This is a genomic window from Halomonas sp. KX33721, from assembly GCF_001596805.1.
GTDB lineage: Bacteria > Pseudomonadota > Gammaproteobacteria > Pseudomonadales > Halomonadaceae > Vreelandella > Vreelandella aquamarina.
This window is the reverse complement of sequence record NZ_LVIA01000035.1, coordinates 1-13,279: the sequence shown is the minus strand read 5'-3', so window position 1 is coordinate 13,279 and position 13,279 is coordinate 1. Positions and strand designations below refer to the sequence as shown.

At 57.9% G+C, this 13,279-nt stretch carries 12 protein-coding genes and 4 pseudogenes; 11 read left to right on the top strand and 5 right to left on the bottom strand.

Annotation, left to right across the window (positions count from 1 at the left end; genetic code table 11):
- Positions 1-3 precede the first annotated feature (3 nt).
- Positions 4-861 (top strand): DUF3883 domain-containing protein, encoded by an 858-nt coding sequence (locus tag A3220_RS13015; RefSeq protein ID WP_062363270.1) that lies wholly within the window; start codon positions 4-6, stop codon positions 859-861.
- 70 nt (positions 862-931) lie between these two features.
- Here the strand turns inward: A3220_RS13015 and A3220_RS13010 are convergent, their stop codons facing one another.
- Positions 932-1,978 carry a PDDEXK nuclease domain-containing protein gene (locus A3220_RS13010; protein ID WP_062363274.1) on the bottom strand — a complete coding sequence of 349 codons (1,047 nt, stop codon included), beginning with the start codon at positions 1,976-1,978 and terminating at the stop codon, positions 932-934.
- A 124-nt stretch (positions 1,979-2,102) separates the two neighbouring features.
- A complete protein-coding gene (locus A3220_RS13005) occupies positions 2,103-2,582 on the bottom strand; it encodes an Lrp/AsnC family transcriptional regulator (RefSeq protein WP_062375198.1) in 480 nt (159 codons plus the stop codon).
- Positions 2,583-2,729: 147 nt separating this feature from the next.
- On the opposite strand from A3220_RS13005, the gene A3220_RS13000 reads away from it, so the two are divergent.
- From A3220_RS13000 to A3220_RS12995, 3 genes are all read left to right on the top strand, one after another.
- Positions 2,730-3,770, top strand: coding sequence for a zinc-dependent alcohol dehydrogenase family protein (locus tag A3220_RS13000; protein WP_062375197.1), 1,041 nt, complete (start codon positions 2,730-2,732; stop codon positions 3,768-3,770).
- Between the two features lie 16 nt (positions 3,771-3,786).
- A complete protein-coding gene (locus A3220_RS18190; RefSeq protein WP_266100297.1) occupies positions 3,787-3,912 on the top strand; it encodes a hypothetical protein in 126 nt (41 codons plus the stop codon).
- 96 nt (positions 3,913-4,008) lie between these two features.
- The gene (locus A3220_RS12995) at positions 4,009-4,884 is read left to right on the top strand and encodes a pirin family protein (RefSeq protein WP_062375195.1); all 876 of its coding nucleotides are present in this window, start codon (positions 4,009-4,011) and stop codon (positions 4,882-4,884) included.
- 28 nt (positions 4,885-4,912) lie between these two features.
- On the opposite strand, the gene A3220_RS12990 is transcribed toward A3220_RS12995, so the two are convergent.
- Positions 4,913-5,524 carry a DNA-3-methyladenine glycosylase gene (locus A3220_RS12990; protein WP_062375194.1) on the bottom strand — a complete coding sequence of 204 codons (612 nt, stop codon included), beginning with the start codon at positions 5,522-5,524 and terminating at the stop codon, positions 4,913-4,915.
- A 206-nt stretch (positions 5,525-5,730) separates the two neighbouring features.
- Here A3220_RS12990 and A3220_RS12985 point away from each other — a divergent pair, with 206 nt between their 5' ends.
- Positions 5,731-6,942, top strand: coding sequence for an MFS transporter (locus tag A3220_RS12985; protein WP_062375192.1), 1,212 nt, complete (start codon positions 5,731-5,733; stop codon positions 6,940-6,942).
- A gap of 107 nt (positions 6,943-7,049) precedes the next feature.
- Positions 7,050-7,313 (top strand): hypothetical protein, encoded by a 264-nt coding sequence (locus A3220_RS12980; protein ID WP_044629293.1) that lies wholly within the window; start codon positions 7,050-7,052, stop codon positions 7,311-7,313.
- A gap of 9 nt (positions 7,314-7,322) precedes the next feature.
- Here A3220_RS12980 and A3220_RS16990 read toward each other — a convergent pair.
- Positions 7,323-7,502: pseudogene (locus A3220_RS16990) on the bottom strand (extensin family protein); the annotation flags it as partial.
- Positions 7,503-7,623: 121 nt separating this feature from the next.
- Between A3220_RS16990 and gmk the strand changes: the two are divergent.
- The 4 genes and pseudogenes from gmk to A3220_RS12960 all read left to right on the top strand — a co-directional run bounded on the left by gmk (position 7,624) and on the right by A3220_RS12960 (position 11,249).
- On the top strand, positions 7,624-8,256 hold the full coding sequence (gene gmk / locus A3220_RS12975; RefSeq protein ID WP_044629294.1) for a guanylate kinase: 633 nt from the start codon (positions 7,624-7,626) through the stop codon (positions 8,254-8,256).
- Between the two features lie 88 nt (positions 8,257-8,344).
- Entirely contained in the window at positions 8,345-8,605 is a 261-nt protein-coding gene (gene rpoZ, locus A3220_RS12970) for a DNA-directed RNA polymerase subunit omega (protein WP_062375190.1), read from the top strand.
- 26 nt (positions 8,606-8,631) lie between these two features.
- Positions 8,632-10,766, top strand: a pseudogene (locus tag A3220_RS12965) (RelA/SpoT family protein).
- A 93-nt stretch (positions 10,767-10,859) separates the two neighbouring features.
- Entirely contained in the window at positions 10,860-11,249 is a 390-nt protein-coding gene (locus tag A3220_RS12960; RefSeq protein WP_044629297.1) for a RidA family protein, read from the top strand.
- Between the two features lie 91 nt (positions 11,250-11,340).
- Here A3220_RS12960 and A3220_RS12955 read toward each other — a convergent pair.
- Positions 11,341-12,223, bottom strand: a pseudogene (locus tag A3220_RS12955) (SDR family oxidoreductase).
- A gap of 149 nt (positions 12,224-12,372) precedes the next feature.
- Here A3220_RS12955 and A3220_RS12950 point away from each other — a divergent pair.
- Positions 12,373-13,279, top strand: a pseudogene (locus tag A3220_RS12950) (LysR substrate-binding domain-containing protein); the annotation flags it as partial.

The window sequence follows — 13,279 nt, the reverse complement described above, 5'->3', positions numbered from 1 at the left end:
AAGATGAGTCGAGCGACACCCTGGAGTGCTGGCGAGGTAGAGGCAACCATTGCTACCTACCGGCAGATGCTAGTAGCAGAACTGAGCGGGCAAAGTTCTAACAAGCGCGCACTTAATCGAGCGCTGATGATACAGCTTGATGGCCGCTCGGCCAGTGCCATAGAGTTCAAGCACTGCAATATCAGCGCAGTGTTACGCGATGCCAACTGCCCCTATGTCGATGGCTATAAGCCGCGTAGCAACTATCAACAAAGCCTAGTTGAAGCTGTCGAGGGGCTGTTGTTGCGAAGCGAGCTTGTTGATCGCGCAGCGCGTTTGGCCGCTGATCTTCCAGTGATTGATACCACTGGCATCGTAGACGAGCGCATTATCGTCGAACCTCCTAGAACGACACCGCCGCAACAAGGCGTTCGAGAATTCCGCGCCGACTATTCAGTGCGCCCGCCGCAAAAACGGGACTACCTGGCCCGGGAAACCCGCAACCGCGAGCTTGGGCTAGCCGGTGAGCACCTAGTGATTCGGTTCGAGCAGCACCGGCTGATCCAAGCTGAGTACGATAAGCTGGCGGAGAGGGTCGAGCACGTTGCGGTAACTCAGGGTGACGGGCTGGGGTTCGATATCCGTTCCTTCGAGCCCGACGGCAGTGATCGGCTGATTGAAGTCAAAACCACCGCCTTTGCCAAAGAGAGTGCGTTTTTTATTACGCCCAACGAGCTCGAATGCTCGCGTGCCCATTCGGAACACTATCATTTGTTCCGACTGTTCAACTTCCGCAAGGGGCCGAAGCTTTTTTTCTTGAAAGGTGATCTCCACGAACAGCTCTGGCTGGAGCCAAATAGCTACCGGGCGGGAGTACGTTAATAGCTTAAAAGAGGGAGCTGCTTCAAGAAATCAAAACTTCAGCCGCTGAGATTGTTCGTGAAGCTATCGTTCACTCATCGCTCCGTTCGTGCTGCTGAAGCTGTTCAACGGCCTGAGCCCGTTCGCGCTCTAGCTCGCGTTTAAGCTCATCTTCAGAGGGCAGATACGGCAGGTACTTCGCCGCAAACAGCTGTTTTTGCTCGGCCAGTACCGAGTACTTGACCACGGCTTCGCTTTTTTCGCTGCACAGCACCAAGCCAATAGTGGGGTTGTCGTCGCTGCCTTTGCGCTGCTCATCGTATAAGCGCACGTAGGTATCCATTTGGCCGATATCCTGATGCCTGAGCTTGCCGAGTTTTAGATCCACCAGCAAAAAGCACTTCAGTTTGAAGTTGTAGAATACCAAGTCGATGTAGAAATCTTCGTCGTCAAAGCGAATGCGCTGCTGGCGCTCCACAAAGGCAAAGCCTTTGCCTAATTCCAGTAAAAACTGCTGCAGGTTGCTGATAATGGCCTGCTCTAGCTGGCTTTCCTGATAGGTTTTATCCTGCAGATTAAGAAAATCCAGAATGTAGGGATCACGCAGATAGTCTTTAGCGCTTTCTGCCAGTGGCTGGGTGTTTTGCTGGGCTTCTGCTGCCACCGAGGATTTTTCTTGGCTGGCCAGAAGTCGCTCGTAGTAGAGAGTGCTAATCTGGCGTTCTAGAGCTCTGGCGCTCCAGCTTTGGTTGATCGCTTCGTGCAAATACCAGTCGCGGGCTTGGGCGTTTTCTATTCGCAGAAGGGTGCGATAGTGAGTCCAACTCAATTCAAGACGCACTGCGTCGCGAATTGGAAAGGCGTGATAAAACTGGCGCATATTGCGTAAATTGGTGACATCAAAACCTTTCCCCAGCCGCTCGGTGAGCTGTTGTGAGAGCTGCTTTAGCTGCTGCTTACCATACTCAGCACGACGATTGCCTTGCTGTTCGTGTTCGACAATTAAACGGCCTATTTCCCAGTAGCTTTGTACCATGGCCGTATTCACGGCTTGGCGAACCTGCCCGCGTGCTTGCTCTATCTGTTGAGTAATTGCGCTAACGAGGCGGCTAAAAGCGGTTTGGTTCTGCTCCGTCATAGGCTTAACCCCTGGCGTTATAGAGTAATGTCAGCTGGCTGAGGCCTAACAATATCAAATTTTGCCGATAGGAAGAGTTGGTGATGGCGATCATATCAACAGTGCATATAGCCAACTGCCTCGCTCACAACCCCAACAACTCCTCAACCGGCAAGTGGCTGGTCGCCTTCATTTCCCTCAGCGAGAGGTTGGAGCGGATGCTCGACACGCCGGGGAGCTGGCGCAGTACCGTTTCGACGAAGTGGCTGTAGTCGTCTAGGCCTTTGGCGACCACTTGCAGTAGGAAGTCGGCCTCGCCGGTGGTGTTGTGGCAGCTCAGCACCCGAGAGCTTGATTGGATGATGCGCTCGAACTCTGCCGTCGCGGCTTCGCTGTGTTGGGTACAGGTAATCTGCACGAAGGCCAGTACGCTGGCGCCGACTTTGCGTCGATTGAAGATGGCTTGATAGCCCTTGATCACCCCCAGTTCTTCCAGGCGTTTGTGCCGTCGCCAGCAGGTGGCTTCGCTCAGGTGCAGCTGTTCGGCCAGTCGCGCGTTGGGCATTCTGCCATCAATCTGGAGTAACGCTGCTAACTTGGCGTCTTTTTTATCCAATGCGCTCATATTGCAAGTCTCTTTCTTATCAACACTATAAAGAGAAAGAGTGCTTCACATTGGTCAGTGTTGTCCACGATATGGAAAGCTCATTTCAGGTCAGGCTCGCTATAGTAGCGTTAGCGAATCCGCAGCCTAAACGTTCAGGAGTGGCCCATGAAAGCCGTCGTATTTGAGCAGTTTTCCACCCCGCCCACTATTCAGCAGGTGCCGGATCCGACTCCCGAACCTCACGGCGTCGTGGTCAAGGTGATGGCTAACGGCGTATGCCGCAGTGATTGGCACGGCTGGATGGGCCACGACCCGGATATCCGGCTTCCCCATGTGCCGGGGCACGAGCTGTCCGGCGTGGTGGAAGCGGTGGGCAAGGATGTGACGAAGTGGCGGGTCGGGGATCGTGTGACCGTGCCGTTCGTGGGCGGCTGCGGCACTTGCCCGGAGTGCAACGCAGGCCACCATCAGGTATGCGATAGCCAGTTCCAGCCAGGGTTTACCCACTGGGGCTCGTTTGCCGAGTATGTGGGCATTCACTACGCCGATGTGAACCTAGTCGCCCTGCCAGATACCCTAGCGTTCGACACCGCCGCCAGCCTGGGTTGCCGGTTCGTGACCTCTTTTCGTGCGGTGGTGGATCAGGGCCGCGTGTCCGCCGGGCAGTGGGTGGCCGTACACGGCTGCGGCGGTGTGGGGCTGTCGGCCATCATGATCGCCAGCGCGGCGGGCGCGAACGTGGTGGCGGTGGATATTTCTGAACAGGCGCTCGCCTTGGCGCGCCAGTTGGGCGCGGTGGCCACGGTGAATGCCAACCAAGTGGCCGATGTGGTCGAGGCGGTGGTGGAAATCACTCAAGGGGGCGCGCACGTCTCGCTGGATGCGCTGGGTCACCCCACCACCTGCTTCAACTCTATTAGCAATTTGCGCAAGCGCGGCAAGCATGTCCAGGTAGGGTTGATGCTGGCAGATCACAGCACGCCTGCCATTCCGATGAGCAAGGTGATTGCTAATGAGCTGGAAATTCTGGGCAGTCATGGCATGCAGGCCCATCGCTACGATGCCATGCTGGCGATGATTCAGTCGGGCAAACTGGCGCCGGAAAAGCTGATTGGCCGCCGGATCACGCTAGAGGAGTCGGTGCAGGCGTTGATCAACATGGATAAGTTTGAAGGCGTGGGGGTCACCGTCGTCACGGAATTCTGATAAAAGAGGGCTGCTGGTGACGCATCAGGTGAATATCACGGCGCTGACTGGCGGCGGTGTCAGTTCCGGGGAAATGGTAGTCGTGCGCCCCCAGGAGGATGGATTTGCGGTGGTGGGGCGGCTTAGCATTCCCAGCCGCTGAGGTTTTGTGCATTTCCTTCAATGAACCAAGGCAAATTATTCGCTCCTCATCGCGTCGCGGAGGTTTTACGCTGGGCGTATCGATAAGGAGGACGTCATGTCATCACCCCATACCCCATCCGTTCGCCGCGTGGTCGCTCAGCACCCTGCCCATCGGGACGATATCGGTGACCTGGTCACCCGCCGGCCGCTGCCGGGGCCGGGGTTGGATCAGCTCGATCCGTTTCTGTTTTTGAATCATCACGGCCCGCAGGTTTACCCGGCCAACAATCGTGGGCTGCCGTTTGGGCCGCACCCGCACCGGGGGTTCGAGACGGTCACCTTCATTCTGGAGGGCTCGCTGGCCCACGCCGACAGCGCCAAACATCAGAGCGTGATCCATGCAGGCGGCGTGCAGTGGATGACCGCGGGCAGCGGCATCGTGCATGCAGAAATCTCGCCCCCTGAGTTCCTGCGCGAAGGCGGGCCACTGGAAATTCTCCAGCTGTGGGTCAATCTGCCGTCGCGGCTGAAGATGAGCGAGCCGCGCTACGTGGGCTTGCAGCAAGAGAGCATCCCCGCTGTTGAGCTGTCGGGCGGCGGTACACTCAACCTGATTGCCGGGGAGTGGCAGGGGCAAACAGGCCCAATTGAATCGCTGACCGGCGTGTTCATGTCGACGCTAGCGCTGCCTGGGGGCGCGCGTGAGCAGCTACCCGTGGCTCCTGGCCGGCAGGTGTTCCTGTACGTAGTGAGTGGCGATGTGACGGTGGGTGGCGAGCCTGCCAAGGCGCACCATTTGATCGAAGTTGACCGTGACGGTAAAAGCCTGAGCATTGAAGCAGCGAGCGATGCGCGCCTGCTGTTTGGCCATGGCGAAGTCATCGATGAGCCGGTTTATTCTCACGGCCCCTTCGTGATGACTAACCGCGATGAGATCGTCCAGGCGGTGGAGGATTACCAGAATGGTAAGTTTGGCGGGCTTACGCTTTAAAGACCTGCTAATGCTCTAAACACTCGCGCTACACCGGCTCGCCGCGATAGTAGTGCCATAAAAACAGCGACCCCACGCTGCGCCAGGGTGCCCAGTGCTCTACCAACTGGCGGGCTTGCTTCGGCGTGGGTTTGTTCTCCATACCCTTCAAGCGGCCTAACGCTACCCTTAAGGCGAGGTCGTCGGCGGGGAAAATATCGGGCCGCTGGAGCGAGAACATCAGGTAAATTTCGGCGCTCCAGCGGCCAAACCCGCGCAGTTGAGTAATGGCGGTAATTGCCTCGTCATCGCTGAGATGCGCTAAGCCATCGGCGCTAAACGTGCCCGAAAGCTCTGCGTCGGCCAGCCCTTTGGCATACTCGATCTTACGCCACGATAGCCCTGCATCGCGCAGTGCTTGGCCTTCTACGTCCATCACCGCCTTGGCATGCAGTTCGGGCAGCAGCGTATTCACCCGGCCCATGATCGCCCGAGCGGCCTCGGTGGAGATCTGCTGGCTGACGATGGTCGAAAAGAAGGTGGCAAACCCCGGGTTGCGCTGGCGCGGGTTGGGCGCACCGACCAAGGGGTAAGCGCGAGCAATGTCGGGATCGGCGCTGGCCAAGGCCTGCATGGCGCGCTCGAGGGTACAGGGAGTCATGGCCACCTCTCTTGATCAATAGAGCATCGTAACATCCTAGCAGTTGCTACTTTGAGATGACGCGAAAGTGCAGAATGCCTTGCCCTTTGCATGCTAACTTTTTTAGCGTCGTATATTTCTACTTTCGTCTAATCCTGCCATCATTTGCGGTTAACCAGGATCGTTTCAGTGAACAGGCGCTTTACACAGCGCCTGGGGAGAGAGGTATGCAAGCATCATCAACGGAGCTGGCGCGGCATCCGCGATGGGCGGAGTTCGTGCTGGCGCTGGGCGGGTTCGGCATCGGCACCAGCGAATTCGTCATCATGGGGTTGATGAACCGCGTGGCGGAAGACCTAGCCGTGAGCGTGCCGCAAGTAGGCTACTCCATCAGCAGTTATGCGCTGGGGGTCGTGGTGGGGGCGCCGCTAATCTCGACACTGGCCGCGCGGGTGCCTAAACGAGCCCTGCTGATCGCACTGATGTTGGTATTTGCTTTGGGCAACATTGCCAGCGCCATGGCCCCGGGATTTTGGTCGTTCGTCGGGCTGCGCTTTTTAGCAGGGTTGCCCCATGGGGCGTATTTTGGTGTGGCGGCGCTAGTGGCCGCCGGCGCGGTGCCGGTCGATCAACGGGCGCGGGCCATTGCCCGCGTCATGATGGGGCTGACGGTGGCCATTCTAATCGGTGCGCCGTTGGGCACCTGGGCGGGTAACCTGTTGGGCTGGCAGATCGCCTTTGCGGCGGTCGGCGGCATTGCGCTGCTCACGGCGTTGTTGATTCGCCTGGTTGTGCCTGTGCAGCCTGTCGATGCTCACGCCAGCCCGTTGCGAGAGCTTTCCGCGCTGGTCAAACAGCGCGTGCTGGTGACCATTGCGATTGCCTGTATTGGCTGCGGCGGTATGTTCTCGATCTTCAGCTATGTGATGCCGACGCTGACTCAACAGGCGGGTATGAGCGAAGCGCTGGGGCCGCTGGTGTTGGTGATTTTTGGCCTGGGCTCTATCGCCGGTAACCTGGTGGGCGGGCGTATGGCGGATAAAAACCTGATGCGGGCCATTCCTACCATTTTGGTGTGGTGCGCGGTGGTGCAGGGGCTGTTCTACTTTGCTGCCAACCAGGTGTGGTCGGGACTGCTGTTCGTGGGATTGGTGGGCACCAGCATGGCGCTTGCGCCGTCGCTGCAAACCCGCCTGATGGACGTGGCCGAAGACGCCCAAACCATGGCGGCCTCCATGAACCATGCGGCCTTTAACGGGGCGAACGCGCTGGGGGCGTGGCTGGCGGGCTTGGCGATTAGCGCCGGATTTAGCTGGTCGAGTACGGGGCTGGTAGGGGCCGGGCTTGCGCTGTGTGGCCTAGTGATTTTCGCTTGGGGGCGCTGGCTGGAAAAACGCACCTATCCCGCGGAGCCGTCGGTGGCTCAGAGCTACAAATAAAGCGCTATAAATAAGTGATTGCTAAATAAATATTTAGAGCATTTAAAGTGGCAAAAAACGCTTATCGTTTCTAGGGTGTAAAGGTGCAATCCATAAGGAGGTGACCTATGCATAACCTAGTGAAGACATCGCGCGTTGTAACCCCGCGACTCGTAACATTAAGTGCTATTGCAGCGATGACTCTGGCGCTGGCGGGCTGTGGAACGACCACTAGCGAGCGTGCTACCAGTGGTGCTGGCGTAGGGGCGGCTGTTGGTGCTGGGGCCGCTGCGGTCACCGGTGGTAGCGTCACCCAAGGTGCTGTGATTGGCGGTGGCGTGGGTGCTGCCACCGGTGCCGCCACCGATGAGGACGATATCAACCTCGACTAACTCGCCCCACTAGCGGCAAAGCCTGAAGCCGCGCATGCCTAAATGAAAGTGGTCGGCATGCGCGGCGTTGTACTCAGGCCCCAGTACATTGCCGAAGGTATCGCAGGCGCCATCCCGCGCTGCCCGCAAGAGCTCTCCCATTTCTCCCTCGTCATCCCAGTCGCGAATCAGCGTAATCTGACCTCCGTGTGGTTTCTTGAACCCCTACAGTCCCTGCCAGGGGTGTGCGATACTGCGCACCCAATAACGCCGGCAGTGGCCGGCCTGCGTGATAACGAACGACCATTTTGACTAACTAGGGAAGCGCTTCATGTCCCAGGGTACGCTGTTTATTGTTTCTGCCCCGTCGGGCGCGGGTAAAACCAGCCTCGTTCGTGAGCTGATCGAAAGCCTGGACGGCATTCAGGTGTCGGTGTCGCATACCACGCGTGCCAAACGCGAAGGTGAGGTCAATGGCGTCAACTACCACTTTACCCAAGTGCCTGACTTCGAAGCGATGATCGACCGCGGCGACTTCTTCGAGTATGCCAAGGTCTTCGACAATTACTATGGCACGTCGCGTCAGTCGGTCCAAACCTTGCTAGACGCGGGGCAAGACGTCATCCTAGAGATCGATTGGCAGGGCGCGCAGCAGGTACGCGAGCAGATGCCTTCTGCCGTGTCGATCTTCATCCTACCGCCATCGCGTAGCGAGCTGGAGCGACGTCTCTCCAGCCGTGGCACCGACGAACACGCGGTGATCGCTCGGCGCATGCGCGATGCGGTCAGCGAGATGTCTCATTACGATGAGTACGATTACTTAGTGATTAACGACGATTTCACCACCGCCCTGCAAGAGCTGCAGTCGCTGGTGATCAGCCGCCGCCTCACGCGTGCTGCAATGCAAGAACGCCACGCCCCCTTGCTCGATGCGCTCTTGTCACAGGCGCCTAGCGTCGAGTAATCTATCAGGTCCTATCACCACTCTTTTCGCTGGGTCGGCGACGTTGTTCAACAACGCCGGCCCGGCGTCGTCATTACAGGAAGGCCCCATGGCTCGCGTAACCGTTGAAGATTGTCTGGAAAATGTAGAAAACCGCTTCAAACTGGTGATGATTTCCACCCAGCGTGCTCGCCAGCTGGCCCGCGGCTCCCGCGATGCACTGCTGCCCTGGGAAAACGACAAGCCGACCGTGATGGCGTTGCGTGAAATCGCCGCTGGCCTGGTCGACCACACCGTTTTGGACGAGCCAGTTGAAGCTCCTGTGCGTGCGCGTCCTGCTATGACGCCTAGCGCTCAAATCGACGATTAAGCTAGCACCGATTAGAGGCGCGGTACATGTTCACCATTGATGACCTAGCTGACCGACTCGGCGGCTACTTACCCCCGGATGAGATCCAGCAGGTCAAGCGCGCCTTCTACTACGCTGAGCAGGCCCACGATGGCCAGCGCCGCCGCTCTGGCGAGCCGTACGTCACCCATCCGCTGGCGGTCGCTAATATTCTCGCTAACATGCACATGGACCATCAGAGCCTGATGGCCGCCATGCTGCATGATGTGATTGAAGACACCGGCGTCTCTAAAAAAGCCCTGGCGGCGCAGTTTGGCAAGCCTGTGGCTGAGTTGGTAGATGGCGTCTCCAAGCTGACCCAAATCACTTTTGAAGATAAAGCCGTCGCTCAGGCGGAGAATTTTCAAAAGATGGTGTTGGCAATGTCGCGGGACATCCGCGTCATCATCGTCAAGCTGGCCGACCGGCTGCACAACATGCGCACCTTGGGCGCACTGCGGCCCGATAAAAAAACGCCGCATTGCCCGTGAAACGTTAGAAATCTACGCCCGTATTGCAGGGCGACTGGGGATCAACACCATTCGTGTGGAGCTGGAAGACCTCTCGTTCCAGGCGATTCACCCCATGCGGGCCGAGCGTATCAAGCGCGCAGTGGCCAGCGCGCGGGGCAACCGCCGCAGCGCCATGCGGGAAATTCAGGCCTCGCTGCAGCAGAGCCTGGACGACGAAGGCCTAAAAGGCACGGTGATTGGCCGCCAAAAACATCTGCTCTCGATTTATAAAAAAGATGCGCGACCAGCGCAAGCCGTTTGCCGAGATTATGGATGTCTTCGGTTTTCGCATTATCACCGAAGACGTGGCCAGCTGTTATCGCATCCTTGGCGTCGTGCATAACCTCTATAAGCCGGTACCGGGGCGCTTTAAAGACTACATCGCGATTCCCAAGGCGAATGGTTACCAAAGTCTGCACACCACGCTGTTTGGCCAGCGCGGCATGCCCATCGAGGTGCAAATCCGCACCCGTGAAATGGAAGCCATGGCCAATAACGGAATTGCCGCGCACTGGCTCTACAAAGCCGGGCAGACGGCGCATCCGATTGCTGAAGGCAGCCATGCCCGCGCCCGTGCCTGGGTGAAAGGGCTGCTGGAGATGCAGCGCCACGCGGGGGATTCGTTGGAGTTTATCGAACACGTCAAAAACGACCTGTTCCCCGACGATGTCTACGTGTTCACCCCAAAAGGCGACATCATGGAGCTGCCCCAGGGCGCCACGGTGATCGACTTCGCCTACAGCGTACACACCGATATCGGCAATAACTGCATCGCCTGCCGCATCGATCGCCACCTCGCGCCGCTCTCCACGAGGCTGGAAAGCGGCCAGACGCTGGAGATTATCACCGCCCCCGGTGCGCGGCCGAACCTAGCGTGGCTGAATTTCGTCACCACTGCCAAGGCGCGCTCCGCCATTCGCCATGCGTTGAAGCATCAGCAGCAGGCGGAGGCGGTGATGCTGGGCCGTCGACTGCTCAACAAGGCGCTGGCATCGTTCGAAACGAGCCTGGAAGAGCTCGACGAGAGTGTCTTCGAACAGGCGTTCAAAGAGTTGGATGTGTCGTCGCTGGACGCCTTGCTCGAATCGTTGGGGTTAGGCAACCGCATGGCCCACGTAGTGGCCCGCCGTTTGGTCGATGTTGCGCATGGCGATAGCTTTGATAAGACGCTTTCCGACAATAGCGATAAGGCTGTGGTGATTAGCGGAAGCGAAGGCATGGTGCTTAACTTTGCCCGCTGCTGCCACCCGTTACCCGGCGACCCGGTGGTAGGGCATCTGTCGGTCGGTAAAGGGCTGGTGGTACACCGTAGCGAGTGTAAAAACCTCGCTGACCGTAAAAACGATCCTGAAAAGCTGTTTGCCCTGGAGTGGTCCGAGCATATTGATGAGGACTTCCCTGTGGCGCTGCGCATCGAAATTGAAAGCCGCCGTGGCCTTGTTGCTGAACTGGCAGGCCTAGTGACCGATGCCGATGCCAATATCGAACGTATCGGCATTGAGGAGCGCGATGCTCGGCTTTCCACCGTCAATCTCACGCTGTCGGTGAAAGGACGGGTACACCTCGCCCGTATTATTAAACGCATTCGCAACCTGCCCAACGTTGGCAAAATTACCCGTACTGCAAACTAAACGCTTATGCGCCTAGCGCTGGCTTTTCAAGCTGGCAGCGTAGGCCATGGTGATAATAATCAACGTTTCATTAATACAGGAGCATGACACCCCATGAGCAATAAAGCGGTTATCAACACAGAAAAAGCCCCTGCCGCCATCGGCCCGTACTCCCAGGCTGTCAAAGCGGGCAACACGGTTTACCTGTCGGGCCAGATCCCGCTTAATCCGGAAACCATGGAAATTGTCTCTGATGATTTCGAAGCCCAGGCGCGTCAGGTGTTCACCAACCTACAGGCCGTGTGTGAAGAAGCCGCAGGCTCGCTGGGCGATATCGTCAAGCTCAACCTCTACCTGGTCGACTTGGACAACTTTGCGATCGTCAACAAGGTGATGGAAGAGTTCTTTTCCACGCCGTTCCCGGCGCGTGCGGCGGTGGGTGTTAAAGCGCTGCCTAAAGGCAGCCAGGTAGAAGCCGAAGCCGTAATGGTGATTGGCGACTAAACGGCGTGACACCGACGCATACAAAAAGAGCGAGCCGATGAGGCTCGCTCTTTGCCTTTTCTAGCGTTCCAATCGACTCGCGGCTAGAGCGCTAGGCTTTTTGCAACTCTAAAAAACCGCCCTCTTTCAACACCTGGGCATAGCCCTCTTTGTAGGTCGGATAGCGGAAGGTGTAGCCGGTTTCGAGAATACGGCGGTTGTCGCAACGCTTGCTGGCACGACGGCGCAGCGGCGACTGCATGGTGTCGGTGGACTCCACCTTTAATTGCTTGGCCAGCCACGCCATCACGTTATGCAGAGTGACCGGCTCACAATCGCTGCCCAGGTAGAGGTCTGCCAGCGGCGTACCGTTCTCCTGGCAGCGGATCAGGTGGGCCAGAATGCCGGTGCAGTCGTCCCGATGGATGCGGTTGGAGTAGATCACCGGCGTGACGGCGGCCAGTCGGCCTTCGGCCACTTGGTGAATCAAACGATCACGCCCTGGGCCATAAATCCCGGAGAAGCGCACCACGGTGCCGGGCAGCGGGTGATTGAGCAGCGCCTGTTCGGCCTCGCGCATCAGGTTGCCGGAGAAGCTGGTAGATTCCGTGGGGCTCTCTTCGTTAACGACTTCGCCCTCTTGCTGGCCATAGACGCTGGTGGAGGAGACAAAAAAAGACGCGCCGTGGCGGCGTTTCGTGCTGTTCCAAGACGCTGAGAACACGCTTTAGGCCATCCGGATAGGCGCTCTGGTAGGCACTCTCTTCAAAGCGGTCTGCGCTGACGGTGTAAATCACGTAGTCGGCCTGGGGCAGTGCGCTGGCGTCGGCCCCTTCCAAGGTGCTGAGATCAAGGGCTAACGGCTCAATGCCGGTATGCTCTAATGCCTTGGCTTGGCGGCGCACGCCAATCACCCGATGCCCCTCGTCCAGCAGCTCTTGTCCAAGCGTGACGCCGATGTCTCCACAGCCGATAATCAGTACCGTTAGCTTCACCTTGCTCACCCCTCTTGATAAATATTCCCTATCAGATACAAAGTCCCTATGAGATGTGCCATCTTCAATAAGGCTTGTCTGTCCTTTTCCGTCTCGCTAACACCATTACTAGTCACGAGCTGCAACGAGAGGATGCCACTGGCACCGCTATGACTTTAACAGAACTTCGCTATATCGTAACCCTTGCCCAGGAGCGCCACTTTGGTCGCGCCGCCGAGCGCTGCCATGTTTCTCAGCCGACGCTCTCTGTGGCCGTTAAAAAGCTCGAAGATGAGCTGGAAATTCCCCTGTTTGAACGCTCTAAATCCACGGTGCAAGTCACCCCTCTGGGCGAAAAAATTGTTGCTCAGGCGCAGCGTGTGTTGGAGCAGAGCGGGCTGATTTATGAGTTAGCCAGTGCTGGCAAAGACCAGCTGGCGAACCCGCTGCGCATTGGTGCGATTTACACCATCGGGCCTTACCTGTTCCCGCACCTGGTGCCCGCGCTGGCCAACGCCGCGCCGCAAATGCCGCTCTATATTGAAGAGGGCATGACCGGCACGCTGCGGGCCAAGCTGCGCAGCGGCGAGCTAGACGTGATTATCGTTGCGCTACCGTTTACTGAAACCGACGTGGTCACCAAGCCGATCTACGACGAGCACTTTGAAGTGTTAATGCCCGCCAGCCACCCGTGGGTCGAGCGCGAGGCGATCCATAAAGAAGACTTATTAGAAGAGCGGCTGCTGCTATTAGGGGAAGGGCACTGCTTCCGCGATCAAATTTTGGAAGCCTGCCCGGCGATTACCCAAAAGCTGAATAGCCCCAATAATACCCTGATTGCCGAAGGCGGCTCGCTTGAGACCATTCGCCATATGGTGGCCTCTAAGCTGGGGATTACCGTGCTGCCTCAGTCGGCACTTGGCACCGACCAGTACGAAAATTCCATGCTGGTCAGCCGCCCGTTTGTGGCCCCCGCCCCTTCACGCACCGTGGCGATTGCCTGGCGGGCCAGCTTCCCACGGCCCAAGGCCATTGATGCCTTGGACCAAGGCGATTAGCCAGTGCCAGCAGCCGGTG